Genomic DNA, 24,179 nt, shown 5'->3' on the forward strand with positions numbered 1-24,179 from the left:
GGTCGTTACAGCTTCGGCAGCAGAGCCAGCACGAGAGACACGAATTGGGACTTGACCCTCTCCGTCGTCTCCATCACTTCCTCATGCGACAGCGGTTGATCGAGGATGCCCGCGGCCATGTTCGTGATGCAGGAGATGCCGATGACTTCGATTCCCGCGTGACGGGCCACGATCACTTCCGGAACGGTGGACATCCCTACCGCGTCGGCACCGATGACCCGCAGGTAGCGGATCTCCGCCGGCGTCTCGTAGTTAGGGCCGAGCAATCCGGCGTATACGCCCTCCTTGACCGGTACGCCGAGCTCCGCCGCCGTCTCCTTCGCCACCTGGCGCAGACGCTTGGAGTAAGCGTCCGACATGTCCGGGAAGCGAACGCCTAGCGCATTGTCGTTCGAACCGACAAGCGGATTGCGGCCCGTCAGGTTAAGGTGGTCCGAGATGATCATCAGATTGCCGGACGCGAAGTCCAGGTTCACGCCTCCCGCGGCGTTCGTCACGAGCAGCGTCTTCACGCCGAGCCGCTTCATGACGCGGACCGGCAGCGCCGTCCGTTCCGGCTCGTAGCCTTCGTACATATGGAAGCGTCCGCGCATCAACGCGACGGTTCGCCCTTGCAGCCGGCCGATGACGAGCTCCCCAGCATGGCCTTCGACCGTAGATACCGGAAAGTGAGGAATGTCCCCGTACGGAATGGTAACCGCGTCTTCCACTTCGTCCCCGATCACCCCGAGCCCGGAGCCTAGAATAAGACCTACCTCCGGGACGTGCGACGTAAGCGATTGAATATAGGAAGCCGCCTCTTCGATCGTTTGCTTCGTCTGTTGCGCCATGATTATCTCTCCCTCTCTTTATTTAAGCTCGGACAAGAAGCTGCGTCCTTGGCCGGTCGCCTTGACTTGGAAATTGTCCGAGATCGTCGCGGCGAGATCGGAATACGTCTCCCGGACGCCGAGCTCTCCCCCGGATAAAGAAGGCGAGAAGACCAGAATCGGAACGTATTCCCGCGTATGGTCGGTACCGCGATGAACCGGGTCGTTGCCGTGATCGGCCGTTATGACGAGCAGATCGTCCGGCCCCAGCTTCGCAAGGAGCGACGGCACGGCCCGATCGAATTCCTCCAGAGCCTTGGCGTAGCCCGCCGGATCTCTCCGGTGGCCGTATAGGGAATCGAAATCCACCAGATTGGTAAAAAGCAGCCCTTCGAAGTCTTTGCCCAGCTCCCCGAGAGTTACTTCGATCCCGTGGGCGTTGCTCTTCGTCGGAAGCGCGCGGGTGACGCCTTCGCCGTCGAAAATATCGTTGATCTTGCCGACCGCGACGACCTCGAGACCGGCATCCTTAAGCGAGTTCAGCACGGTCGGCTGCGGCGGCTTCAACGCGTAATCGTGGCGGTTCGGGGTGCGCCGGAACGCTCCCGGCTTGCCGACGTAAGGTCTGGCAATGACCCGGCCGACCGAGTATTCGTCCGCCAGCGTCAACCGGCGCGCGATGCGGCAAGCGTCGTACAGCTCCTCGAGCGGAATGATGTCTTCATGCGCGGCCAGCTGGAACACGCTGTCCGCCGAAGTGTACACGATCCAGGCGCCGCTTTTCATTTGCCGTTCGCCGAGCTCGTCCAGAATCTCCGTGCCGGATGCCGGCTTGTTGCCGATCACGGGACGTCCCGTCTCCCTCTCGAATTGTTCGATCAGCGCGCTCGGGAAGCCGTCCGGGAACGTGCGGAACGGCGTTTCGATCTTGAGACCCATGAGCTCCCAATGGCCGGTCATCGTGTCCTTGCCCGCGGATACCTCCGCCATCTTGCCGTAATGGGCGGACGGAGAAGCTTCCGGCGCCCACTTGCCGAGTGGAGCGATGTTGGCTAACCCCAGCTTGCGAAGATTAGGCAATTCCATGCTAGGCACCGATTCCAGAATATGTCCCAAGGTATGCGCCCCGAGATCCTGGTAGCGGTCCGCGTCCGGCAGCTCTCCGATGCCGACGCTGTCTAATACGATCACGGTAATGCGACGAAATTTCATCGAGGTTAGTCCTCCATTCTGATCTTGCGGGCTCTGGGATGAGCGTGCTCGTAAACTTCCTTCAGCCGGGCCTTGACCGGCGGCTGGTAAATCTGGGTCGTGGCCGGATCCTTATGCCCCATCATCTCCTGGACCGAACGCAAATCGGCTCCTCTCTCGAGCAGATGGGAAGCGAAGGAATGGCGAAGCGTATGGGGAGTAATATCGTCTTGAAGACCGGCGGCGGCGGCATGCTTCTTGATCAGCTTCCAACAGCCTTGCCTCGTCATCCGGCTGCCCAGATGATTCAGGAACAGCGCAGGCTCCGCCTTCTCTCCCCGAAGCAGGCTCGGCCTGGATTCTCGCATATATTTTACCATCCAATCCAAGCAGAAGGAACCGATCGGAACCATTCTCTCGTTGCCGCCGGGACCCACGCAGCGCAGCAACCCCAGCTCCGCATGGATATGGTCCGTGTCCAGCGCGAGCAGCTCGGATACCCGAAGGCCCGACGCATAAAGCAGCTCCAGCATCGCTTTATCCCGAAGTCCGGCCGGAGAATCCCCGCCCGGCGCGTCCAGCAGCCTTTCGACCTCCTGCTCGGACAGGACCGAATATGGCTTCCTCTCCAAACGCGGCGACTTCAGCGTCAAAGCCGGATTGTCCGTTAGAATCCGATTCTGGTGAAGATAGTGACAAAAGGAGCGGATCGATACCAGTCTTCTGGACAATGTCGAACTGGAACGCGACATTCCCCGGAGCTTCAGCAGATAGGCGGAAAGATGGCGGGAATGAATGTCCCGGGGCTCCGCAATGCCGAGCTCCTCCAAGAATTGCAGAAAGTCGGCCAAATCTCCGCGATAGCTGTCCAGCGAATTGCGCGCCAAGCCCCTATCGTGCTCGAGATAGCTCAGAAAAGCGTCCAAATGAGTCTTCATCTTGATCTTCAAGCTCCTTTATGCATTCCCTCTCCAGCTGTCGGATAATGTCTTTCTTTAATGATTTCCCCATCCCGCGGCCAACTCCTGCTTCTCCCTACTCCCCCAGCCACAAGAACAGCTTAAGCCTGTCCTTGGCGCTCTCCGCGCTGATTTCGGGAACGGGATCGCCCGCTTGGAAGACCTTGGCGGAGCCGCCTTCCGGAACCTTGTACGGATCGATGGGCATCATCCATCCTTGCAGCCACCCGAACACATGGTGAACCATGACCGTGAGCACCAGGAACAGCAGGGTGAACTGCAGCCTCTCCAACCATTTTCCCGTCCATTCCCTCATGCCGCATCCGCCTCTCCGAACGATTTGGAAGCATTTTATTCGGACAAGAACCGTTTCATGCCCTCTCTTCTGGGCGAACCTTCCCGCTCATTCGTCCATACATTGGCTAAGGGATGGCCAAGACCGCCCAATCCGTCTTCTTCCGAGGAGAGTCGTGCGAATGAAATCCGTTGAACATGTTCTATCCTTATCCGTTCGTTCCAAGCCCTCGAGGTCGACCGAACGCCGAATTGTCGCTTTCAAGAAAAGCGGCGATTATCGCAAATGCCTTCATAAGCTTTCGGCATCGGGCTTAAAACCCGTCAAAAGCTCCAACGCGCTTCGGATGATCTGCTGTCACGCGGACAAAAAGAGCCGCTGGAGCGGCTTGCGCCAAAATCCGCGAATCGCCTTCGTCGAGAAAGACGGGAAGGTATCCGCCCACGCGATCTCCCTTGCTCCCCGGAAGAGCCGTGTTCTCAATAAGCGCCGGGCGTGCCAGGCCAAGGTTCCGTGGAACGTCTGCCGCGTCAAATCTCCGCCGTTATGGCCGAGATCGAAAGGGCAGGGCGTGCGGGTCGCGATCATCGACACCGGAATCGCCGCCCATCCCGATCTTCGGATCGCTGGCGGAACCAATACCATCGTCCCGGGCGGGTCGTTCGCCGACGACAACGGCCACGGCACCCACGTGGCCGGAATCGCCGCCGCGACGGGGCGCCGCCGGATCTTCGGCAATGCTCCGCGAGCCGTCCTATATGCCGTCAAAGCGCTGGACCGCAACGGCGAAGGCTTTATCTCGGATATCGTTCAGGGGATCGATTGGTGCATCGCCAAAGGAGTCCGCGTCATCAACATGAGCTTCGGCATGCCGGATAACAGCCTTGCGCTGCATAACGCCGTCCGCAGGGCCCGGCGCAAAGGAATCGTTATCGTCGCTTCCGCCGGCAATTCCGGCCGGGCTGCCGGACGGATCGACGTTCCCGCCCGATTCCCGGAGACGATCGCCGTCGCGGCCACGACCCGAAGCAACCGCGTCGCTTCTTTCTCCAGCCGGGGCAGGGGCATCGACGCCGCCGCGCCGGGGGTCAACATTTTATCGACGGGGCTTAACGGCACCTACGTCCGAATGTCGGGCACTTCCATGTCCGCTCCCCACGTCGCCGGAGGTGCTGCGCTTCTGAGAGGCGTTGCTCCCAAGCTGTCGGCAACAGCCATAGGCAAACGAATCCGCAGATCCGCTCTTCCGATTCCGGGGGGAGCGAATGCCGTCGGTTCCGGATTGCTTCAAGTCGCTCCCGCCGCCGGCCGACGTCGGCGTTGACCTCATAGAGAAAGCCGTCCGGCTTCCGTTATCGCGGAAACGGGCGGCTTCTTGGCTCTTACGCTAGCGGCTGCGAATCGCCGCCCCGATGAATCCTCGCCAGCATATCCGTCATCTGGCTGCGGATGGCCTCCAGCTGCTCGGCGCTCATCCCCGATTGCAGGTAGAGCCGCTCCGGAATCGTACAGGCCTTCGCCTTCAGCGCCCTTCCCTGCTCCGTCAGAACGATGCGAACGCTTCTCTCGTCGACGGGATCGCGCGTGCGCGTTAGATAGCCCGCCGCTTCCAGCTTCTTCAAGAGCGGCGTCAACGTTCCGGAATCCAGGTAGAGACGTTCTCCCAGCTCCTTGACGGTGACGGCGTCGCGCTCCCAAAGCGCCAGCAGGGTAATGTATTGGGTATAGGTCAGGTTCAGATCCTTCAGCAGCGGATGATAGAGCTTCGTTATCTCGCGGGCGCAAGCATATACGGCAAAACAGAACTGATTCTCCAGCTTCATCAAGTCGTCGCTCACGGTACACTCCCCTTGACTTTCAAATTGTATTTTATAAAATTAAATTGTATCACTTAATTGCCAAGGAGGGAAATCCGGATGACGGTTTACGATTATCGAGTGAACACGATCCAAGGCAAGGAAGAAAGCTTATCCAAGTACAAAGGCCAAGTTCTGCTTATCGTCAATACCGCGACCAAATGCGGCTTCGCCCCGCAGTTTCACGGATTGCAGAAGCTTCACGAGAAATACTCGGGCCGCGGTCTGGCCATCATCGGATTCCCCAGCAATCAGTTCATGAACCAAGAGCCGGGCGAGAACACGGAGATCGCGAGCGCCTGCGAGCTAAACTTCGGCGTGACCTTCCCGTTGTACGCCAAGATCGACGTCAAGGGCCAAACCGCTCATCCCCTTTACCAATACTTAACGAAGGAATCCCCCGGGGTGCTGGGCTCCAAGAGCATCAAGTGGAATTTCACGAAGTTTCTGGTCGACCGGAACGGCCGCATCGTCAAACGCTTCGCGCCCACGGCAACGCCCGAGAAGATCGAGAGCCATATTCAATCCCTTCTCTAACAGGCAAACGGTCCTTCATCGCAAAAAGGATGCCATCCGAGCCTTCCGGCTTCTCTGGCATCCTTATTTCTCTTGTTCTATACGTTGGTCGGAGCGGCGCTGCCCGAATCGTTCTTGCTCTGTTCTTCCTCTTTGGCGCGGCACTTGGAGCATATGCCCGTAAAATCCAAACGGTGGTCGAGCACCGTGAAGTTGTATTCGGCCTCAAGCTTCTCCTCCAGCGGAGTAAGCCAATCTTCCATAATCTCCGTCATGGACCCGCATTGCACGCAGATAAGATGATGGTGATGGTGCTTGTTGCTCTCGGTTCGAAGGTCGTACCGGGCCACTCCGTCCCCGAAGTTCATCTTCTCGACAATGTGCATCTCGCTCAGCAGCTCAAGGGTACGGTATACCGTGGCCAGCCCGATCTCCGGAGCGATATCCTTCACCAGCATGAAGACGTCTTCCGCGCTGAGATGATCTTCCTCGTTCTCCAAAAGCACGCGCACCGTCGCTTCGCGCTGCGGGGTCAACTTGTAGCCCTGGGATTGCAATTGCTGCTTTACTTTCTCGATTCGGGCTTCCATGATTCTCCCCCTTAACCCGTTCAACACACTTGCTTCCATTATAGGGGGAGGCACTTTAGGAAGTCAAACCCTAGCAGCGAATTGAAGGTCGAAATTTGCCCTTTTCGCTATTTTTCGAGTTTCGGAAGCTGGGCGGCAAGCCCGGGATCGGGGGCGATTCTCTCAATGACCAACGGAGATACATAGGCTTCGTACAAAGAGGCGGCGCACAGGACGACCAGCATCGCGCCCGCAACTGCGGTATGGGCGACAAAGGGAGGCAGCATGTTCCCCTTCCGCCGGAACAGCCGTTCCCGAACGACGAAATAAGCGAAGCGGGACGCCGATACGCTGGCGATAATAAGCGCGGGGATCACGAGGAGATTCTGGGGGGCGACCGCGGCCAGCGACAGCCCGACGCCATGCCAGCTCATCTCCCGCACGATCAAGCCGACCGAGAAGCCGAGCAGCACCCCTTTGAGAAAATCGAGAGCCATGACGAACGGCAGACCGATGACGGACAAGCCTAGCATCCAGATGAGGAACAGCCACTTGGCATACAGGAAGAATCGGTCCCGGAACGCGGCGCCCGCATCGAGCGCTTCGGCGTTGCCGAACGTCTGCCAATACACGTCGAGCCTGTCCGCGAGATCCTGCTGCTGATCCAACGTCAAGGCGCCCACGAGCACGACTCCGAACACGGTGCCGGACAGCAGGAGCACTCCCATGAAAATGTACATATTGCGATTATCGCGAGCAGACAGGTTCCACAGCCGCAGGTTCACCGGACTTCGCCTCCTCGTCCATCAGCATCCTTTACCCGGTGCCTATGTGTATGATGGACGAGCCGCGATTATGCGTCGGCCGCTCACGGATTCCGGCGAATGCGTCCGTAGGTTCCCCCGCTGCCGGGCACGAGCTCAAGCTTCTCTTCTCTCGCCTCCAGGATGAGGTTCGCCAGCTTTTCTCCCGCGACGGCGGCGATTCGCTCGAACGGCAAGCGATGAAGAATCTCCATCTCCGTCCCGACTTCCGTAAGCAGTCTATGCCTCATTCGCGGTCCCGCTCCCGGGAAAAAGGAAAGAGGGATCTGACGGATATACGGAGGACGCGACTCCATTCCTTCTCCCGGTTCCCGGTCCGCGAGCTCTTCGATCCTGCCCGCTACTCCCCTTACCAGCTTGCGGCTGCCGCAGCCCGGACAAACCGCCGTCTTGCCGCCATCCTCGCGAAACGGCTGCTTGCAGGAGGCGCAGTAGGCGGTATGGTACTTGCCAAGAAGCGGATGAAGCCCCAGATTGGAGACGATCCGCCGCCCCTTCTCCCCCCGAAGCGCCATGATCCACTCTTCGAAGGTAAGCTCCCGCAAGAGCAGCTCGTTGCACTCCCGGCCGATCATTCCGGTCGAATGGGCGTCCGAGTTCGTGACGTACGGGTAGCGATCCAGCTCGGACAGGCGGGATGCCATCCGGGTATCGGCGCTTAGCCCGAGTTCGACGGCGGCGATGCCTTCCGGATCCAGGCGATCGGAGAGTCGATCCGCCGAACAGCCCAGCAAGCCGCGATGCGGCGTAAACGCGTGCGCGGGAATGACGATGCCGCCTCTGGCGATCGCTTCCGCCTGCAGCTCCCTTGCGGTCGCGCGGATTCTCTGGGAGCTCAGCCTCACGTTCTTCATCCTGGGCTCCATCCAGCCCGTCCATCCCTTTATCGCCTCGAGCGTCGGAAAATAGACGAGCAGATGGAACGGCCCGCCGCCTTCCTCCTTGACCTCGACCTCGCAGCCCGGCAGGATGACGGTATTGCGGAAGCGAATGCCTCCTCCGCGAACCTCTTCCATCTCCCCGGACTCCAGGCAATCCTCGATATCCCGCTGGACAGGCGGAGAGTGGCAATCGATCACGCCGACAAGGCCGACGCCTTTGCGCTCGGACGCCTCCTCCGCGATCGAACGGAACGTGAGGGCGTTGCTCGCGCTGATCTTCACCGCTTCGTTGCCGCTCGTGCGGCCGATATGAACGTGGAGATCGGCGAAGATCCTCGCGCCTTCTTCCAAGCCGCTAAGCTCGCGGTCCTTCATTTATTCGTTCCCCGCGAGCTGTCCAAGCCGCCAGTAGGCGACGGCCAGCAGCGTCTTGGCATCGTAAATCCGTCCTTCGCGGATGTAGGCATCCGCCTGCTCCAGCGTGATCGCTTCGCAGGTAAGGAACTCCTCTTCGTCCAAGTTGACTTCTCCCGCTTCGAGATCGTCCGCATAGTAGAGGTGAATGACTTCCTCCGCGAACCCGGGCGACGTGGAGAACGTCTGCAGATGCCGGATCGTCTTCGCGCGGTAGCCCGTCTCCTCCTCCAGCTCCCTAAGCGCCGCTTCCCGAGGGTCCTCTCCCGGCTCCAGCTTGCCCGCCGGAATCTCGACCTGCGCCCGCTCCAGCGCCTTGCGGAATTGCTCGACGACGAGCAGCTTGCCGTCCAGCAGCGCGATGACGGCGACGGCGCCCGGATGGCGCACCAGCTCGCGGGTGGAGGTCTCGCCGTTAGGCAGCCGCACGGTATCCACTTGAACCTTGATTATTCTTCCGTCGTAGATCGGCTTCGACTCTATCGTTTGCTCGTAGAAAGCATGCTTCTTTATATCCGGTTGGCTCATGATTAGGTCCTCCAGTCATGTTTTCGCCCAAGGGGTCATAGGTTCAAGATATAGGCTTGTCCGCGAGAATGCAAGCGGCAACGCCTTTAGAGACCGCGATCTTCGAAGGGGGAAAAGGCCATGTTGAAGCGTTATGCCGACGAGAGCCGGGTGCAGTGGGTGGGCAAGGCTTGGGAGATCCGCAGCGCGATCCGCCGCCTGAAACAAGAACAAGGCGGGAGCGCCCGCCTTGCCGAAGTGTTGAATCCTTCCCCGCGCAACAAGCCCGTTCGCTGAGAGTTATCGTTCCATTACGGTCTCTCGACCAGACGAACGGCGACCGTCTCCGGCGTTGTCGGCGCAAGGCTCCCGCCTTTCGGCTCCAGCGTCAGCGCCAGCGACTCCCAGCCCTCCGGCCATACGTTGCGGGAATACAAATGCGCCAGGTTGTCGTTGAATTGCAGCAGTCCCAGATTGGACGCGCGGCCGTCCGCGAACGCCCAAGCCTGTACGTCCAGATCGCCGGAGGGAACCATTCCTTCCAGAAGAACGAAGATCTCATGGGTTCTTTCGTTGATCCAGACGGTTTCTTTCGCGAGCGGAAGAAGCGAGCCCGCGGGAAGCGGCCCGTTCGCGCCAAGCGAATAGACGACCGTGTCCGGACGGCTCAGAACCAGGGCGGCGTCCGGTTCGTGGCGCTGCGCGTAATCCTGGGGATCGACCGCCTTCGTCTCCGTCCCGATGCTGTCGTAAGCGTATGCGGCCAAGGCGATCGCGACGGCCGCGAGCGTCGTCGCAACCGCCGCTCGGCGTTTGGCGGATACCGACGCATGCCGGCGAGCTCGATTCGCGGCGCCGCGCAGCCTTGCCAGCGCTCTTAGCTTAAGGGGCGCACGAGCCGGCGCCGCGCTCTGCCGCAGATCGGAAGGCGTTACAAGCAGCGACTCCCACTCCCGGCTGGCGGCGGAGCATGCCGCGCACGAGTCGCGATGGCGCGTTAAGGCTGCCGCTTCCGCAGCGGGAAGCTTGCCCAGATGATAATCGACCCAGGCCGTCTCCGGAATGTAGCAGTTCCGATTATCCACGCTCCTCCGCCTCCTCTCCGTTCGCCCAGCCCATTCGCTCCAGCGTCTTTTTCAGATGATTCAGCCCGTACCGCATCCTCGACTTGATCGTGCCGAGCGGCAGCCGCCACTCCTCCGCCAGCTCCCGCTGGCTTCTGGACGAGTAGAAAGCCGCCGCCAGCGTCTGCCGTTGAAGGCCCGGAAGCTCCTCGAGCGCCCGCCGGACCGCCTCGCCCTGCAGCTTGGCCATCACCGTCTCCTCCGGCTGCGGAAGCGATCCCGCCAGCGGCCGTTCCTCCGTCTCCGCCTCCCGCAGGACCAGCTTCTTCCGCTTCCGAAGCCCGTCCAGGCAGCGGCTCTTCGTCTGGATCGCGAGCCACGCCTCGACCGAGCCGCGCGACGGATCGTACCGCCGCGGATTGGAGATCACCGCTAGCAGCACGTCGTGGCAGGCGTCCTCCGCCTCCATTCGATCCCCCAGCAGTTGAACGGCGATCGGAAGCATGAACGGCATCGCCTTCTCGTAGAACCGGTCGAACGCCGAGCCCGAGCCTTCCGCCATGCCGCGCAGCAGCTCCGACAAGCTCTCGTTCCGGTTGTGCGCCGTCGTGCGCATATCGTATCCCCCGCTTTTCCCGTGAATGTGCTTTGTTGCCGACGAATTTATTTAAGTCATAAATAGCAGAAATCGCCCCGGCTGAAAACGGCCTCTTCCGCGTTTTTATCTGTTTTTAAGGTTCTATTAAGCGAATTTTTATCCGCCGATTCGGCCGCGAAGTAAATCCGCTCCCCCTTCTCAAACGTAGGTCACATGAAACCAACTTATTGCCTCGGGAGGGGTCTAACGTCATGTTCAAAACCGTTCGCAACAAAATGGCCGCGCTTGCCCTCGCGCTATGTCTCGGCACTCTGGCCGTCTCGGCTTCGGCTTTCGCCGCCGGCGGAGTCAAGCTGTACACGCCGTACACGAGCCTGTCCGCCGCTCCGGGCGAGACGCTGTCCTACGACGTCGAATTGATCAACGACGGCGATTCGATCCAGACCGCCGATCTTAGCTACGAACCGATCGGAACCAATTGGACGACCGATCTCTCGGCCGGAGGCCATCCGATCCGGCAGGTGTCGGTGAAGCCGGGCGAGTCGCAAAACGTCAATCTGACCATTCAGGTGCCGTATGAAGTGAATAAAGGGGACTATGCGTTCCGGCTGAACGCGGGGACGTTCGGGGCGCTGAACCTCAAGATCAACGTCACCGAGCAAGGGACGTACAAGACGGAGCTCACGGCCGAGCAGCCGAACATGCAAGGGAATTCCGATTCCACCTTCACGTACAACCTGACCTTAAGCAACCGGACCGCGAGCAAGCAGCAATATGCTCTCTCCGCGGATGCTCCCGACGGTTGGACCGCCCAATTCGCCGTGAGCGGCAGCAACGTAACGTCCGTCGATATCGATCCGAACGGTTCGCAAGCGATCACGCTGACGCTCACGCCGTCCGACAAGGCGACGGCCCAAACGTACGATATTCCGATCCAGGCGTCCAACAGCAGCACGAACGCCAAAGCGACGATGCAAGCCGTCATTACCGGCACGTACGGCCTGAACCTGACGACGAGCGACCAGCGGCTTAGCGCCGACGTGACCGCGGGAGGCAAGAAGAACCTGGAGATGGTCGTGCAGAACACGGGCAGCTCGGAGCTGTCGAACGTCAGCCTCACGAGCACGGCTCCGACCGATTGGGAAGTCACGTTCGAGCCGAAGACGATCGCTTCGATCAAGCCGGGAGAATCCGTGCCCGTCACCGCGACGATCCAATCGAGCGGCAAGTCGCTCTCCGGAGATTACGTCGTCGGCATGACCGCGCAATCGTCCGAGAAGTCCGCCGATGCCGCGATTCGCGTCACCGTGAAGACTTCGGTCTTCTGGGGCTGGATCGGCGTCGTGATTATCGCGGCGGTGCTTGCGGGAATTTACGGCCTCTTCCGCAAGTACGGGAGGCGGTAAGCGATGGAAGCGGGAGTTATCGAGCTTAAGCAGCTGACCAAGAAATACGGGGAATTCACGGCGGTCGACCGGCTGGATTTGACCATTCGGCAAGGGGAGATCTTCGGCTTGCTCGGACCGAACGGCGCGGGCAAAACGACGACGATCCTCATGATGCTCGGCTTGACCGAACCGACCTCCGGCAGCGCGACCGTCTGCGGCCTCGACGCGACGCGCCAGCCGATGCTCGTCAAACGCCGGGTCGGCTACATGCCGGACGATATCGGCTTCTACGACGACCGGTCGGGGCTCGACAATCTGGTCTATACCGCAAGGCTGAACGGCGTGCCCGAGAAGGACGCGCGCGAGAGGGCCATGCTGCTTCTGGAGAAGGTCGGCCTAGCGGACGCGGCCCGCAAGAAAACGGGTGCTTACTCGCGCGGGATGCGGCAGAGGCTCGGCCTTGCCGACGTGCTGATCAAGCGGCCGGACGTCATCATTCTCGACGAGCCGACGCTCGGAATCGACCCGGAGGGGGTGCGCGAGCTGCTTGTGCTGATCCGCGAGATGAGCCGGACCGAAGGGCTGACCGTCCTGCTGTCCTCTCACCATCTCCATCAGGTGCAGCAGATTTGCGACCGGGTCGGCCTGTTCGTCAAGGGACGGCTTATCGCCGCGGGCGATCTCGACACGCTGTCGCGCGAGCTGGACGGCGGTCCGACCCACCTTGTCGAGATCGACGTGGGCGGCTGGGACTCCGCTCTCGAAGAGACGCTTCTGTCGCTGGAAGGAGTTCTTGCCGTCAACCGGTGCGAGACGGATGCGCTCTCCGGCAGCGGAGCGGGCGACGCTTCGTCGGACCTCGCGACGATCCGGGTCGCCAGCGGCGTCGACGTGACGGCTTCGCTCGCTTCCGCCGTCGTCTCCTCCGGCGCTTCGCTGCTCGGCCTGAGGCCGACCCGATACGGGCTGGACGATATTTATCACCGTTACTTCGAAGGAGGGGATTCCCATGAGCGGACTTCTTGAGCGGCTGCGCTTGCCGTTGGCGAGGCTGCGGTCCGGCGACGGACCGGCCGCGAGGACAAGCGGCTTCGCGGACAGGGAACGCGGCCCCGGCGGCTCGGCATTCTGGGTCATGGTGCAGAAGGAGTTCGGCGATCACATTCGCAGCTGGCGATTCATTATCCTGCTCGCCATCGTAACGCTCGCCTGCATCGGTTCGATCTACGCGTCGATCACCGCTCTGAAGGACGCGCAGGAGGCGGCGACCGGGAGCGGGACGGAGATCGACTCGTCGTTCCTGTTCCTCAAGATGTTCACGGTGTCCGACGGATCGCTGCCGAACTTCCTGACGTTCCTGTCGTTCCTGGCTCCTCTCATCGGCATCGCCATCGGCTTCGACTCGATCAATTCCGAGCGGAACAAGGGAACGCTCAGCCGAGTCATGTCGCAGCCGGTGTACCGGGACGACTTCCTGAACGCCAAATTCGTCGCCGGCCTGCTGCTGATCGCGGTCGTCGTTTTCTCCCTGGGCTTCCTCGTCATGGGGATGGGCTTGCTCACGATCGGCTATCCGCCGACGCCCGAGGAATTCTGGCGCGTCGTCGTCGCGCTCGTCATCACGACCGTCTACGTCGGTCTATGGCTTAACCTGTCCCTGCTCTTCTCGGTAAGGTTCAAGCAGGCGGCCACTTCGGCGCTAAGCGGCATCGCGGTGTGGATCTTTTTTCTCGTCTTCTACGGGATGATCGTTAACCTCGTCTCGAACGCGACGGCGCCGGGAGATGCCGCAGACGCGGCCGCTTACGTCAGCCAGCAGAACTGGATGATGCTGCTGCAGCGCCTTTCGCCGGCCTACCTGTTCCAGGAGGCGGCGTCCACGCTTCTCTTGCCGGACGTTCGGACGCTGAATCCGTTCGTGACGCAGGACCAGGCGTATCTCGCGCTCAACGCTCCGCTGTCGTTCGGGCAGAGCCTGCTGCTCGTTTGGCCGCAGGTCGTCGCGATCGTCGCGGAGACGGCCGTCTCGTTCGCCGCTTCCTACGTGGCGTTCATGCGGCAGGAGATCCGGTCTCGGTCTTAAGCCGAGCGGCACGGCGAGTCCATGCTAAGACGATGACTTCTAACGGAAGCAGGAGACCTTATTTAGCCGATAATTCGAGTTTTTGAAATCTAACGGAACTAAGCGACGTTAGTTGGATAAAAACTCCGTCATCCATGTTTATTCTCAATAAATAAGGGCTTGTATTTCCGTTAGATCGGAAAAGCGGCGTTTTGAACCTATATAGAGGCTGTCCGTTCCGTTAAAAATGAAGGTAGTCGCTCGGAGCGTATGTATCATAGCGAGTAGTCTTGCGAAGGAGCTGTCCCGACAGTCATGAAATGACTAGGGACAGCTTCTTATTGGGGTTAAACGTGTCTGAAAGTCTCCCCGGACCATACTCGGGCCAGAAGAATCAAAACAAGGCCGCAAATGCACTTCGTACAACTCCGAAAGCCAGAAGCTTCCCCTCCTACGTGCGTAGTATGGTTACCTTCTTTAGACTTCCGGCGTCTCTTCCCCTTCTATTCTGCTTCTCTTCCTCATCAACGTGCGTAGTTAGTTTACCTTCTTTGGATCCGGCGCTCTTTCCCCTCAGTGATGGAGCTAGGCGGACGACCCTACCCCTCGAACATCCCGCCCGCCTCTTTGACCTTGGCGATGGCCTCGGCTCGTCCGGTAACCTGTAGCTTGTTGAAAATATTAGTCAGGTAATTCGAAACCGTCTTCTGGCTCAGCTCCAGGCGCGAGGAGATCTCGGCATTGGAGACGCCGTCCGCGACCATGCCCAGAACCTCCCGTTCCCGATAGGTTAGCTCGGCGAACGCGTCCAGACGATGCATCGGCTTCGTGACGAGGTCGACCATGCGGTCGGCGACGTCGCCGCTGAAGATGGCTTCTCCGGACGCCGTGGCCCAGATCGCCCGAAGGATGTCGTCCTTGTCCGAATCCTTCAGAATGTATCCGCGGGCACCTGCCTTCATGGCCGTAATGACGGAGACGTCGTCCTTGAACATCGTGCAGATCAGAATGCCGATCGCCGGGGCGGCCTCGCGGATTCTCGCGGTCGCTTCGATCCCGTTGAGGCCCGGCATGCGAATGTCCATCAGCACGACATGAGGCTTCAGCTCCAAGGCGAGCCGCACCGCTTCCTCTCCCGTCTTCGCTTCGCCTATGACGGTTAAGCCCTCTGTATTTTCCAAGATGCTTCTCACCCCTTCCCGGAACATCGGGTGGTCGTCGGCAAGCAAAATACGCAGCATGTTTAATCGATTCCTCCTCCGAATAGTTGCGTCCGCAGCGGCAGCGCGGCGGACACTCGCGTTCCACCCGATTCGCCGCTCGTCACCGTGCAGCCGCCTCCCAACTCCTCGGCCCGTTCCTTCAAGGAGAACAGCCCGAGACCGCCGTCCGACGGCTTAGGACCGGAGCCGAGTCCGATCCCGTCGTCGACCACGTCGATTTGCATCTCGCCCGCATCCGGCCGAAGGGCGATTCGGACTCGGCAACGGCTCGCCTTCGCGTGTTTGACGACGTTCAGCAGCGCCTCCGTCACGATCCGGTAAGCGCCGACCTCGACCGCGGCCGGCAGCGGGGGAAGCTGCTCCGGCAGCTCCAAGTCGACCGATAAGCGTACCGCGGTCTCGAAATCCTTCATTTTCTGAAGCTCCAACAGCTGCCCCACCCGCTGCCGGATCGCGCCGCTCAATCCCAGCTCGTCAAGCGCCTGCGGCCTTAAATCGTAAACGATTCCTCTTATTTCGTTAACGGTGTCGCCGATATCCTGCTTGAACTTGTTCATGATGCCGATCGCCCGGTTCGGATCCTTCCGGATCCAATCCTCGACGAGGGAAGCGGTCAAGCGCATGGCCGCCAGCCTCGGAGCGATATCGTCATGAAGATTCTTGCGCATCGATCGGCGTTCCTCCTCCCGGGCAAAGACGAGCTTCTCCCGGGTATCCTGCAGATCGTCCAGCAGCATCCGAATGTCCATCGCCTGCTTCACGGCCTGAACGACGGTGCCCGCTTGCCGCGCCAGCACGCGAAGCAGCTTCCAATCGGCTTCTTGGAAGCTCTCGTCCGGTCCGCGCGTGCTCACGAATAAAGTCCCGAATTCTTCCCCGCCGGCGATCAAAGGCAGCCTCTTCACGTCGCCCCCTTCCTCGTTCCCCGCCGAGGCGACCCGAAGAGCTTCCCCTTGATGAGTCACCTGAATCGCCGCGTAAGGAAGCCGAAGCGAGTCCTTTACCGTCCGAACGACGATGTCGAGCACCTCCTCCGGCGAGCTTGGCTCCTTCAGCCTGGTGCCGAGCTTCTCCAGAACGGAGAAGGGATCGGATTGAACCCCGTAAACGACCCGGTTGATGCCCCGCTGAAGCTTCTCCTTGAGAGGGGCGAACACGACGGCGACGAAGCCTGCTCCGATAATGGAGAAAACCATGTTCGGACCCGAACGGAAGAGAATGGAGAGGTACCACACGGTCAACGAATACAGCGTAATGACGACGGCGCTTAAGCAGCCGTACACAAGCGTTCGGGTAACGATCGGGTCGATATCCCACAGTCGCCTTCTCAGCATCGAGATTCCTAAAGTCGCCGGAATCGGGAGCATGACGAGAAGGACCGCTACGTCCAGCGCGAACATCGCTTCGGGTGACGCCGTATAGTAGAATTGCCGATCGTAGAGCAGCGGCGCGGCCGATAGGGCAAGCAAGCCCGAGACGGACAGAAGAAGGCCGTACACCACCCATTTGGTCTGCTGCTTCTCCGAAACCTCCGCATAGCGCCGATATCGAATAAATTGATTCCAGATGATCGTTCCGTACAGCAGAAGCATCCAGAGCAAGGTCGCCCAGATCGGCCATTGCGCCGCTCCCCACGGCTGCTCGGGAAAATACCAGGCGACGCTTCGGACCAAGCTCAGCGCGACGATGGCCCCGAACATCGGCTTGATGACGACTTTGCCGTTCGGGAACAAGGTCAGAAACAGCACGAAGATCAGCGACGACAAATCGCTCATGAGATCGGCCAGCCAGCCCAGCCGGGTCCATTGAACGACTATGAAGCTGGAACTATGGAAGGAAACGAGCGCGGAGGCGGCTAGCCAAGAGATCGGTTCCCTCGGTCTCTTGAACAGGATGATGGCAGCCGTCGCGAAGTAAACGGCGAAGTCGGCCAGACTGATTCCCGTATACAAACCCGCGAACCCTCCGGGCGACAGCCCCATTCTTGCCGCGGTTTCCGCCGGAAGCGGAGTCAATACGCTGAGTTCGCAAGAGCCCTGCAGGCACTGTTCTCTTAGATACACATAATAAGCCGGGATTCTCCACAGAAAAAGCCCGGCGTAAGCCGCGCAGACCAGGAACGCGCTCCAACGCAGGAGAGACCGCCACCCTCGAGGGTAGCGGCCGTCAAGCGGATTGCTCGGCTTCCATTCGGCATTCGTCATCGGATTATTTTCCCGCCTTACAGGATTGGCGTTCATGAAGGAACGGATTCAAGGGCCTTCCAAGAAGATTCGGACGACAGCTGCTGCAGCACGAGCGCGCCGTAGACGAGGCCGTAGACGATCGCCGCCGTCCCTCCGAGGACTCCCCAACTGCCCGGATAGTGTGGCAGCGTAATCGAAGCGAGCCCCATGTAAATATAAGCAAGGCTTTGAAGAATTCCGAGCGTTCGGGCGCCCGGACGCGAGGTTGCGGTCAAGTAGCCGGAATAGGCAAGCGTCAAGCCAAGCGCGGCCCCTTCGCCCCATCGGAACTGCATGTCGCCGTCGTCGATCTGTCCCGTGATCCCTCGAATAATAAAGGGAAGCAGCCCCAAAAACGCGATTCCGGACATGATCAGCAGCGGCCGGTTGAGGACTCTCGATTGCTGAGGGCGAAGCATCTCGCGCCGCTTCGAATAAACGGCGAACAAGACGCAGAGCACGACCGCGAACAGAATAAAGACGAAGAACGATTGCTTGGCGAGCGCCGGATCGGTCAGCAGCAGAGTGCCGAGGAAGATCAGATGGCCGATAAAATAAAAGTGAAGCAGCATCGGCTTGTCGAGAGGCTTCCGCAGCATCGCCAGCAAGCTGAAGCTGAACAGAATGCCGATCAGCGCCCCGTGGGAAGCGGCATGGAACCGGATGTCTTCCTCGAGAGGAGTAGATGCCAGGAAGGAACGGACCCACGGCTCCAGCCCTTCGGATAATCCCTGAAGCATGAAGAGCCCCGCCGCCGCGAAAACGATGGCAAAAAACCGAAAAACAATTCCCGAAATTTTTCCTTTACCGCTTGATTCTGTACTCATTTTACGCCTCCTCCAAAATTTTGAATAGCTTTTATTTGTTCTCAGCGTAACAGAATCGATTTCCCGGTTTGTAGAGAGGAATTCCCGAATCCTTGGGAAAAGCGTTCGGGAAAAGGGACGAGAACGGGCATTGAGACGGAGGTTGAGACGGGGATTGAGACGGGGGTTGAGAACGGAACCGCGCGCGAAAAAAAACGCTCCCGGACGGAGTCGAAGGCATCGTTGCCTTCCCTCTTCCGGGAGCGATTGCTTCCTTCTTTATTTGACCGTTTCGCGAACGATCGCGAGGACAAGCTCGGCCGCCTTGACGAGGTCGTCGGCCTTGATCCGCTCCTTCGTCGTGTGGATATCCTTGTAGCCGACGGCCAGGTTAACGGTAGGCACGCCCTTGCCGTTAAAGACGTTCGCGTCGCTTCCGCCTCCGGAGACGAACGGGCGTGGCGTCAGGCCAAGGCTCCCGATCGCGGCCTTCGCGATCCGGACGACCTCGTCGTCCTCCCCGAAGCCGAACGAAGGATACGCGATCCGGCTGTCGAATTCCGCTCGGGCTCCAAATTCGCCGGCCGCTTGTTCGAGCGCTTCCTTCATCGCCGCGAGCTGGCGGTCCAGCTTCTCTTGAACGATGCTCCGCGCTTCCGCTTCGAGCGTGACGAGATCGCAAACGACGTTCGTCGGGCCTCCGCCTTCTATGCGGCCGATGTTGGCGGTCGTTTCCTTGTCGATCCGTCCGAGCGGCATGCGGGCGATCGCCTTGGAGGCGACCTCGATGGCGCTGATGCCGTCTTCCGGATTGACGCCGGCGTGCGCCGAGCGGCCGTGGATCTTCATCGTGATCTTCGCTTGGGTCGGCGCCGCGATCGCGATGTCTCCGATGCTGCCGTTGGAATCGAGCGCGAAGCCGATCTTGCCCCGAAGCCTCGACGCATCCATCGCGAGCGCTCCGAGCAATCCGGACTCTTCGCCCACCGTGATGACGAATTGGATCGGGCCGTGCTCGATGCCGTGCTCGCGGATCTGGCGAATCGCCTCCAGCATCGCCGCGAGTCCCGCCTTGTCGTCGCTGCCGAGAATCGTCGTTCCGTCGCTTCTTATGTAGCCGTCGTCATCCAGACGAGGCTTGATTCCCTTGCCGGGAGTCACGGTGTCCATATGGGACGTGAAAAGCAGCGCCGCCGCGTTCTCCCGTCCCGGCGTCGCCGGCAGCCAAGCGAACAGATTGCCCGCCCCGTGTCCCGTCTTCTCCGCCGCGTCGTCCTCCGTCACCTCGAGTCCCAGGTCCGCGAATTTCTTTTTTAACGCCGCGCTGATCTCCTGCTCGAACCTGGTCTCGCTGTCGATCTGAACCAGCTCCATGAATTCGGCCAGCAGCCGTTCTCTTTGAATCATGGGTTTTCCTCCTCCGTTCGGATACGGTACAATAGGGTATGGCAGTCGCTCTCATTCTCAAGGAGAAAGGATCGAAATCATGAACAACAGACGTTGGTTTAAAGTCGTCGTCTACCTGATGCTCTTCGCCATTATCGCTTCTGCGGTGCTAGGCGCGATCGGATCTCTGATGTAACCGCCGAATCGTAGCCGAAGACACGGACAACATGCGGCAGCAGCTGCTGCCCGATCCGTTCCACCTCCAGAGTCCGGCCCGTCAGCGATTCCAGCGAAGTGACTCCGTACTCGGAGATGCCGCACGGAATAATGCCTTGGAAGCCTTCCTGCTCCACTTCTTTCTTCACGTTAAAGGCGAAGCCGTGGCTCGTGACGAACCCGCGGCTGTTCCGGGCCCGGTTGAATTTGACTCCGATCGCGGCGATCTTCCGGTCTCCTACCCAGACGCCGGTATACTCCGGCTTTCTTCCTCCTTCGATCCCGTACTCCGCCAGCAGGCCGATAATCGCCTCTTCCAATGTTCGCAAATAAGCGTGCAGGTCGAGCCCTTCCGCGGCCAGGTAGATAAGAGGATAGCCGACCAATTGACCCGGCCCGTGATAGGTAATGTCTCCTCCGCGGTCGATCTGGTAAACCTGAATTCCTCTTCGCTTCAGCTCTTCTTCTCCGTAAAGCAAATGTTCCGGATGCTTATCCGTTCCGATCGTATAGGTAGGCGGATGCTCAAGCATCAGCAAGGTATCCCCTTGGCTGCCTTGATCGATCGCGGCCACGATGCCCTTCTGCAGCTCCCACGCTTCTTGATAATCGATGCGGGATAAATACTCCGTCGTCAGTTCACGGCTCATGCGTCTGCCTCCTCTGTTCCATGCCATTCCAAGACTCTTCTTATTCTAGCGCATCCGGTTCCCCGTCTCAACGAGGCGGAGCGGCGGGGCCGCAACGGACAAGGACCGTCCCCTCCGAGACGAATCGGCGGAACGGCCCTTGCTGCGAGGCTTAATAGACCTTCGTATCCATGTTGTAGCTTTCCAGGTTCTCCTTCACTCTCTGAAGGAAGCGACCGCAGATGACGCCGTCGAGAATGCGGTGGTCGAGCGACAGGCAGATGTTGACCATGGAGCGGACGCCGATCATGTCGTTGATGACGACCGGCTTCTTCACGATCGATTCGAACGTCATGATCGCCGCCTGCGGGTAGTTGATGATCGGCTGGGACAGGATGGAGCCGAAGGCGCCCGTGTTGTTCACGGTAAACGTTCCGCCCTGCAGGTCGTTCAGCTTGATCTTGCCGTCCCGCGTTCTTCTCGCCAGATCGTTGATCTCGTGCGCGAGACCGGCGATGTTCTTCTGATCCGCGTTCCGGATGACCGGCGTAATGACGGAGTCTTCCGTCCCTACGGCCAGCGACAGATTGATATCGCGCTTCACGATGATCTTGTCCGTCGCCCAGACGGAATTCATGATCGGGTAATCCTTGATAGCGTTGACCGTCGCCTTGCACAGGAACGGCATGTAGGTCAGGTTGATGCCTTCGCGCTTCTTGAATTCGTCCTTCAGGCTGTTGCGAAGAAGCACGAGGTTGGTCACGTCCACCTCGATCATCATCCAGCCGTGGGGAATCTCGCTGACGCTCTGGCGCATCTTCGTCGCGATCGAATTGCGAACCGGGGTGACGTCGATAAAGTATTCTCCGCGGCCTGGCAATTCGTGCCCTTCCACCTCGATGGTCGGAATCCGCGGCTCCTCGGTCAGATGCAGCCCCGTCGAACGGACCGGAACCCGCGGATCCATCGGCGACTTCGGCGCTTCTTTCTTCGGAGCTTCGGGCGCGGGAGCCGAGACGGCGGCGGCGAAGCCCGCCGTTCCGTTCTGCGCGGCGTCGAGCACGTCCTTGCGGGTGATGCGGCCGCCCATCCCGGTGCCGACGACGCGGCTCAGGTCGATGCTGTGCTCGGCGGCGAGCTTCTGCACGGCCGGGGAATACCGGTGGCGCATCGGCGCGTTCGGGTCGAACGCGGCCGGCAGCAGGGGCGCCGCGGGACGCGCATCGCCCGCTCGGCTCTCGGTGCCGCTACCGGCCGCCGCAGCCGCCAAAGGCTTGTCGGCCGGTTCGTTTGCCGCGCTTGCGCCGGCAGCCGCCTCCGTCTCGATCAAGCACACCGGAGTGCCGACATCGACCGTCTCCCCCGGTCCCACGAGAATTTTGACCAGGACGCCTTTGGCCGTCGACGGCAGCTCCGCGTTCACTTTATCGGTAATGAGATCGCATAAGGGCTCGTACATGTCCACTTCTTCGCCGACTTGCTTCAGCCAACGATCTATCGTTGCGGAGACGAGAGACTCCGCCAATTGCGGCATTATGATCTCAACGACTTGCTTGGGCATCGAACACAATCTCCTTCCGAAGGACCTGGCCGGTTATTCCGGCCGTCCCGAACCCATCGGTTCTGCTCTATTCGCTTGGCCGGCTCGCTTGCTTAGAAGCGGGCCAGATCCAGCATGGCTGCTTTCAACTTGTCCTTGTTCAGCAGGTAGTGCTTCTCTCCGGGCGGGTTGATCGGCATCGCCGGCACGTCCGGACCGCAGAGACGGCGAATCGGAGCATCCAAGTCGTAAAGCAGCTCTTCCGAGATGATCGCCGCGACCTCCGCGCCGACTCCTCCCGTCTTGTTGTCTTCATGGACGATGAGCACTTTGCCGGTGCGGGAGACGGCTTCCAGGATGCCTTCCCTGTCGAGCGGCTGAATCGTTCTAAGGTCTAGAATATGAGCCTCGATGCCCTCCTCGCGCGACAGCTCCTCCGCCGCCTGCATCGCGAAGTGCAGCGGCATGCTGTATCCGATGACGGTAATGTCGTCGCCTTCGCGCATCACCTTGGACTTGCCGATCGGCACGGTATAGTCGCCTTCCGGCACTTCGTCGCTGATCAGGCGGTAGCACTTCTTGTTCTCGAAGAAAAGGACCGGGTCCGGATCGCGGATCGCCGACAGCAGAAGTCCCTTGGCGTCATAGGCCGTGGACGGAGCGACGATCTTGAGCCCCGGGGTGCCGAAGAACACCGATTCCGGGCATTGGGAATGGTACAGCCCGCCGAAGATCCCTCCGCCGATCGGGGCGCGAATGACGACCGGGCAGTCCCAATCGTTGTTGGAGCGATAGCGGATCTTGGCCGCCTCGCTGATGATCTGGTTCGTGGCGGGGAACATGAAGTCCGAATACTGCATCTCGGCGATCGGGCGCATGCCCGCCATCGCCGCTCCGATGGCGACGCCCGCGATCGCGGATTCCGCCAGCGGCGTATCCAGAGAGCGAAGCTCCCCGAACTGCTGCTGCAGCCCCTTCGTCGTGCCGAACACGCCGCCCTTCAGACCGACGTCCTCGCCCATCACGAACACCCGGCTGTCCCGTTCCATCTCGTCCTTCATCGCCGTGCGGATCGCTTCGATGTATTCCATGACCGGCATCTTATTGTTCCTTCCCTTCTGCCGTGTTCTCCGCATAAACGTAGCGGAAGGCGTCTTCTATCGATTGGAACGGAGCGTTCTCTCCGTATTGGGTCGCCTCGTCGATCTCCTTGCGGATCCGCGCCTGCAGCTCTTGCTCTTGCTCGTCCGACCACAATCCCAGATCGGTCAGATATTGGCGGAAGGCCGGAATCGCGTCCAGCGCCTTGAAGTGGTCGACCTCTTCCTTCGTCCGGTAAACCAGATCGTTGTCGGAGGTGGAGTGCGGCGTGACGCGGTACGTCATAATCTCGATGAGCGTAGGGCCTTCTCCGGCCAGAGCGCGCTCATGCGCCTCGCGGAATACGCGGTATACCTCGAGCGGGTCGTTGCCGTCTACCCGAATGCCCGGGAAGCCGTAGCCGATCGCGCGGTCGGCGATGCGGCCGGCCGATTGCTTCGAGAACGGAACGGAGATCGCGTAGCCGTTGTTCTGGCAGACGAAGATGACGGGCAGCTTCATGACTCCGGCGAAGTTGCAGCCTTCATGGAAGTCGCCTTGGTTGCTGGAGCCTTCGCCGAAGGAGACGATGGATACCGATTGTTCTCCTCGCATCTTGGCTGCCAGGGCGAAGCCGACCGCATGCGGGACTTGCGTGGTGACGGGACTCGAGCCGGTCACGATGCGCAGGCGCTTGCTGCCGAAGTGGCCCGGCATCTGGCGCCCCGCGCTGTTCGGATCCTCGCCCTTCGCGAAGATGGAGAGCATCAGCTCCTTGACCGTCATTCCGACGGACAGCACGAATGCGTAGTCGCGGTAGTAGGGAAGGAACCAATCCTTCTCGAGGTCCATCGCGAACGCCATGGCGACCTGGGAAGGCTCCTGCGTAATTCCGGAGATGTGGAAGTTGACTTTGCCTGCACGCTGCAGCAGCTGTCCCCGTTCGTCGAACTTGCGGGCCAGCTGCATTGTTTCGTACATGAGAACGGCTTTCTCGTCCGACAGGCCGAGCGAGGCGTGTCTGGACGCGTTCTTGACGGAACCGGTATGGGTCAAGGTGCGTACCTCCTGCTATGGGGTAGTATTATAACCTGGTCTTAATACTTGAGCTTAGTCCTTATTATACTCCGGTCTTCGCCAA

At 60.1% G+C, this 24,179-nt stretch carries 26 protein-coding genes; 7 read left to right on the forward strand and 19 right to left on the reverse strand.

Going from position 1 to position 24,179, the window contains the following annotated elements:
• Positions 1–5: 5 nt before the first annotated feature.
• From H7B67_RS15250 to H7B67_RS15265, 4 genes are all read right to left on the reverse strand, one after another.
• On the reverse strand, positions 6–830 hold the full coding sequence (locus H7B67_RS15250) for a purine-nucleoside phosphorylase (RefSeq protein WP_185120700.1): 825 nt from the start codon (positions 828–830) through the stop codon (positions 6–8).
• Between the two features lie 18 nt (positions 831–848).
• Positions 849–2,021, reverse strand: a complete 1,173-nt coding sequence (locus H7B67_RS15255) for a phosphopentomutase (RefSeq protein ID WP_185120701.1) — start codon at positions 2,019–2,021, stop codon at positions 849–851.
• Between the two features lie 5 nt (positions 2,022–2,026).
• Complete coding sequence (gene xerD / locus H7B67_RS15260; RefSeq protein ID WP_185120702.1) at positions 2,027–2,938, reverse strand: site-specific tyrosine recombinase XerD; 912 nt, start codon at positions 2,936–2,938, stop codon at positions 2,027–2,029.
• A gap of 97 nt (positions 2,939–3,035) precedes the next feature.
• Positions 3,036–3,275, reverse strand: coding sequence for a DUF4227 family protein (locus tag H7B67_RS15265; protein WP_185120703.1), 240 nt, complete (start codon positions 3,273–3,275; stop codon positions 3,036–3,038).
• A 160-nt stretch (positions 3,276–3,435) separates the two neighbouring features.
• Between H7B67_RS15265 and H7B67_RS15270 the strand changes: the two genes are divergently transcribed.
• Complete coding sequence (locus H7B67_RS15270) at positions 3,436–4,578, forward strand: S8 family peptidase (protein ID WP_185120704.1); 1,143 nt, start codon at positions 3,436–3,438, stop codon at positions 4,576–4,578.
• A 58-nt stretch (positions 4,579–4,636) separates the two neighbouring features.
• On the opposite strand, the gene H7B67_RS15275 is transcribed toward H7B67_RS15270, so the two are convergent.
• Positions 4,637–5,077, reverse strand: a complete 441-nt coding sequence (locus tag H7B67_RS15275; protein ID WP_185120865.1) for a MarR family winged helix-turn-helix transcriptional regulator — start codon at positions 5,075–5,077, stop codon at positions 4,637–4,639.
• A gap of 93 nt (positions 5,078–5,170) precedes the next feature.
• Between H7B67_RS15275 and H7B67_RS15280 the strand changes: the two genes are divergently transcribed.
• Positions 5,171–5,647, forward strand: coding sequence for a glutathione peroxidase (locus tag H7B67_RS15280; protein ID WP_185120705.1), 477 nt, complete (start codon positions 5,171–5,173; stop codon positions 5,645–5,647).
• 77 nt (positions 5,648–5,724) lie between these two features.
• Here the strand turns inward: H7B67_RS15280 and fur are convergent, their stop codons facing one another.
• The 4 genes from fur to H7B67_RS15300 form a co-directional block, all read right to left on the reverse strand.
• Entirely contained in the window at positions 5,725–6,216 is a 492-nt protein-coding gene (gene fur / locus H7B67_RS15285; RefSeq protein WP_185120706.1) for a ferric iron uptake transcriptional regulator, read from the reverse strand.
• Between the two features lie 107 nt (positions 6,217–6,323).
• On the reverse strand, positions 6,324–6,980 hold the full coding sequence (spoIIM, locus tag H7B67_RS15290) for a stage II sporulation protein M (protein WP_185120707.1): 657 nt from the start codon (positions 6,978–6,980) through the stop codon (positions 6,324–6,326).
• An 83-nt stretch (positions 6,981–7,063) separates the two neighbouring features.
• Positions 7,064–8,275 (reverse strand): endonuclease Q family protein, encoded by a 1,212-nt coding sequence (locus H7B67_RS15295; RefSeq protein WP_185120708.1) that lies wholly within the window; start codon positions 8,273–8,275, stop codon positions 7,064–7,066.
• Positions 8,276–8,842: an NUDIX domain-containing protein gene (locus H7B67_RS15300; RefSeq protein ID WP_185120709.1), complete on the reverse strand. Its 567-nt coding sequence runs from the start codon at positions 8,840–8,842 to the stop codon at positions 8,276–8,278. It abuts the gene before it with no gap.
• Positions 8,843–8,962: 120 nt separating this feature from the next.
• On the opposite strand from H7B67_RS15300, the gene H7B67_RS15305 reads away from it, so the two are divergent.
• A complete protein-coding gene (locus H7B67_RS15305) occupies positions 8,963–9,118 on the forward strand; it encodes a Z-ring formation inhibitor MciZ (RefSeq protein ID WP_185120710.1) in 156 nt (51 codons plus the stop codon).
• Positions 9,119–9,132: 14 nt separating this feature from the next.
• Here H7B67_RS15305 and H7B67_RS15310 read toward each other — a convergent pair whose 3' ends face one another.
• Complete coding sequence (locus tag H7B67_RS15310) at positions 9,133–9,906, reverse strand: anti-sigma factor domain-containing protein (RefSeq protein ID WP_185120711.1); 774 nt, start codon at positions 9,904–9,906, stop codon at positions 9,133–9,135.
• Positions 9,899–10,501 carry an RNA polymerase sigma factor gene (locus H7B67_RS15315; RefSeq protein WP_185120712.1) on the reverse strand — a complete coding sequence of 201 codons (603 nt, stop codon included), beginning with the start codon at positions 10,499–10,501 and terminating at the stop codon, positions 9,899–9,901. Before H7B67_RS15315 ends, H7B67_RS15310 begins: the two co-directional genes overlap by 8 nt.
• Before the next feature lie 233 nt (positions 10,502–10,734).
• Here H7B67_RS15315 and H7B67_RS15320 point away from each other — a divergent pair, with 233 nt between their 5' ends.
• The 3 genes from H7B67_RS15320 to H7B67_RS15330 are packed head-to-tail and all read left to right on the forward strand — an operon-like array spanning position 10,735 to position 13,954.
• Positions 10,735–11,889, forward strand: coding sequence for a COG1470 family protein (locus H7B67_RS15320; protein WP_185120713.1), 1,155 nt, complete (start codon positions 10,735–10,737; stop codon positions 11,887–11,889).
• Between the two features lie 3 nt (positions 11,890–11,892).
• On the forward strand, positions 11,893–12,897 hold the full coding sequence (locus H7B67_RS15325) for an ABC transporter ATP-binding protein (RefSeq protein WP_185120714.1): 1,005 nt from the start codon (positions 11,893–11,895) through the stop codon (positions 12,895–12,897).
• A complete protein-coding gene (locus H7B67_RS15330; RefSeq protein WP_185120715.1) occupies positions 12,881–13,954 on the forward strand; it encodes an ABC transporter permease in 1,074 nt (357 codons plus the stop codon). The genes H7B67_RS15325 and H7B67_RS15330 overlap by 17 nt, the downstream gene beginning before the upstream one ends.
• A 578-nt stretch (positions 13,955–14,532) precedes the next feature.
• Here H7B67_RS15330 and H7B67_RS15335 read toward each other — a convergent pair.
• The 4 genes from H7B67_RS15335 to H7B67_RS15350 form a co-directional block, all read right to left on the reverse strand.
• Positions 14,533–15,174, reverse strand: a complete 642-nt coding sequence (locus H7B67_RS15335; RefSeq protein WP_185120716.1) for a response regulator transcription factor — start codon at positions 15,172–15,174, stop codon at positions 14,533–14,535.
• Positions 15,175–15,176: 2 nt separating this feature from the next.
• The gene (locus tag H7B67_RS15340) at positions 15,177–17,360 is read right to left on the reverse strand and encodes a sensor histidine kinase (protein ID WP_185120717.1); all 2,184 of its coding nucleotides are present in this window, start codon (positions 17,358–17,360) and stop codon (positions 15,177–15,179) included.
• Positions 17,361–17,392: 32 nt separating this feature from the next.
• Entirely contained in the window at positions 17,393–18,121 is a 729-nt protein-coding gene (locus H7B67_RS15345; RefSeq protein WP_185120718.1) for a hypothetical protein, read from the reverse strand.
• Positions 18,122–18,466: 345 nt separating this feature from the next.
• Positions 18,467–19,594, reverse strand: coding sequence for a M20/M25/M40 family metallo-hydrolase (locus H7B67_RS15350; RefSeq protein WP_185120719.1), 1,128 nt, complete (start codon positions 19,592–19,594; stop codon positions 18,467–18,469).
• 79 nt (positions 19,595–19,673) lie between these two features.
• On the opposite strand from H7B67_RS15350, the gene prli42 reads away from it, so the two are divergent.
• Positions 19,674–19,769 carry a stressosome-associated protein Prli42 gene (prli42, locus tag H7B67_RS31295; RefSeq protein ID WP_185120720.1) on the forward strand — a complete coding sequence of 32 codons (96 nt, stop codon included), beginning with the start codon at positions 19,674–19,676 and terminating at the stop codon, positions 19,767–19,769.
• On the opposite strand, the gene lipB is transcribed toward prli42, so the two are convergent.
• From lipB to H7B67_RS15375, 4 genes are all read right to left on the reverse strand, one after another.
• On the reverse strand, positions 19,726–20,439 hold the full coding sequence (gene lipB, locus H7B67_RS15360; RefSeq protein WP_185120721.1) for a lipoyl(octanoyl) transferase LipB: 714 nt from the start codon (positions 20,437–20,439) through the stop codon (positions 19,726–19,728). The genes prli42 and lipB overlap by 44 nt on opposite strands.
• 151 nt (positions 20,440–20,590) lie before the next feature.
• Positions 20,591–21,979, reverse strand: coding sequence for a dihydrolipoamide acetyltransferase family protein (locus H7B67_RS15365; RefSeq protein WP_185120722.1), 1,389 nt, complete (start codon positions 21,977–21,979; stop codon positions 20,591–20,593).
• Between the two features lie 92 nt (positions 21,980–22,071).
• On the reverse strand, positions 22,072–23,058 hold the full coding sequence (locus H7B67_RS15370; RefSeq protein ID WP_185120723.1) for an alpha-ketoacid dehydrogenase subunit beta: 987 nt from the start codon (positions 23,056–23,058) through the stop codon (positions 22,072–22,074).
• A 1-nt stretch (position 23,059) separates the two neighbouring features.
• Positions 23,060–24,094, reverse strand: a complete 1,035-nt coding sequence (locus H7B67_RS15375) for a thiamine pyrophosphate-dependent dehydrogenase E1 component subunit alpha (RefSeq protein ID WP_281067846.1) — start codon at positions 24,092–24,094, stop codon at positions 23,060–23,062.
• Positions 24,095–24,179 lie beyond the last annotated feature (85 nt).

This window comes from Cohnella thailandensis, from assembly GCF_014212135.1.
In the GTDB taxonomy this organism is placed as follows: domain Bacteria; phylum Bacillota; class Bacilli; order Paenibacillales; family Paenibacillaceae; genus Cohnella; species Cohnella thailandensis.

Bases quoted from the DNA above. Each gene is read 5' to 3' on its own strand.
- fur (WP_185120706.1), bottom strand. From the start codon at position 6,216: ATGGAAGCCCGAATCGAGAAAGTAAAGCAGCAATTGCAATCCCAGGGC.
- H7B67_RS15320 (WP_185120713.1), top strand. From the start codon at position 10,735: ATGTTCAAAACCGTTCGCAACAAAATGGCCGCGCTTGCCCTCGCGCTA.
- H7B67_RS15280 (WP_185120705.1), top strand. From the start codon at position 5,171: ATGACGGTTTACGATTATCGAGTGAACACGATCCAAGGCAAGGAAGAA.
- H7B67_RS15370 (WP_185120723.1), bottom strand. From the start codon at position 23,058: ATGCCGGTCATGGAATACATCGAAGCGATCCGCACGGCGATGAAGGAC.
- prli42 (WP_185120720.1), top strand. From the start codon at position 19,674: ATGAACAACAGACGTTGGTTTAAAGTCGTCGTCTACCTGATGCTCTTC.
- H7B67_RS15350 (WP_185120719.1), bottom strand. From the start codon at position 19,594: ATGATTCAAAGAGAACGGCTGCTGGCCGAATTCATGGAGCTGGTTCAG.
- H7B67_RS15265 (WP_185120703.1), bottom strand. From the start codon at position 3,275: ATGAGGGAATGGACGGGAAAATGGTTGGAGAGGCTGCAGTTCACCCTG.
- H7B67_RS15300 (WP_185120709.1), bottom strand. From the start codon at position 8,842: ATGAGCCAACCGGATATAAAGAAGCATGCTTTCTACGAGCAAACGATA.
- H7B67_RS15295 (WP_185120708.1), bottom strand. From the start codon at position 8,275: ATGAAGGACCGCGAGCTTAGCGGCTTGGAAGAAGGCGCGAGGATCTTC.
- H7B67_RS15315 (WP_185120712.1), bottom strand. From the start codon at position 10,501: ATGCGCACGACGGCGCACAACCGGAACGAGAGCTTGTCGGAGCTGCTG.
- lipB (WP_185120721.1), bottom strand. From the start codon at position 20,439: ATGAGCCGTGAACTGACGACGGAGTATTTATCCCGCATCGATTATCAA.
- H7B67_RS15335 (WP_185120716.1), bottom strand. From the start codon at position 15,174: ATGCTGCGTATTTTGCTTGCCGACGACCACCCGATGTTCCGGGAAGGG.
- H7B67_RS15340 (WP_185120717.1), bottom strand. From the start codon at position 17,360: ATGACGAATGCCGAATGGAAGCCGAGCAATCCGCTTGACGGCCGCTAC.
- H7B67_RS15325 (WP_185120714.1), top strand. From the start codon at position 11,893: ATGGAAGCGGGAGTTATCGAGCTTAAGCAGCTGACCAAGAAATACGGG.
- H7B67_RS15305 (WP_185120710.1), top strand. From the start codon at position 8,963: ATGTTGAAGCGTTATGCCGACGAGAGCCGGGTGCAGTGGGTGGGCAAG.
- xerD (WP_185120702.1), bottom strand. From the start codon at position 2,938: ATGAAGACTCATTTGGACGCTTTTCTGAGCTATCTCGAGCACGATAGG.
- H7B67_RS15250 (WP_185120700.1), bottom strand. From the start codon at position 830: ATGGCGCAACAGACGAAGCAAACGATCGAAGAGGCGGCTTCCTATATT.
- H7B67_RS15270 (WP_185120704.1), top strand. From the start codon at position 3,436: ATGAAATCCGTTGAACATGTTCTATCCTTATCCGTTCGTTCCAAGCCC.
- H7B67_RS15255 (WP_185120701.1), bottom strand. From the start codon at position 2,021: ATGAAATTTCGTCGCATTACCGTGATCGTATTAGACAGCGTCGGCATC.
- H7B67_RS15345 (WP_185120718.1), bottom strand. From the start codon at position 18,121: ATGCTTCAGGGATTATCCGAAGGGCTGGAGCCGTGGGTCCGTTCCTTC.
- H7B67_RS15330 (WP_185120715.1), top strand. From the start codon at position 12,881: ATGAGCGGACTTCTTGAGCGGCTGCGCTTGCCGTTGGCGAGGCTGCGG.
- H7B67_RS15275 (WP_185120865.1), bottom strand. From the start codon at position 5,077: ATGAAGCTGGAGAATCAGTTCTGTTTTGCCGTATATGCTTGCGCCCGC.
- H7B67_RS15365 (WP_185120722.1), bottom strand. From the start codon at position 21,979: ATGCCCAAGCAAGTCGTTGAGATCATAATGCCGCAATTGGCGGAGTCT.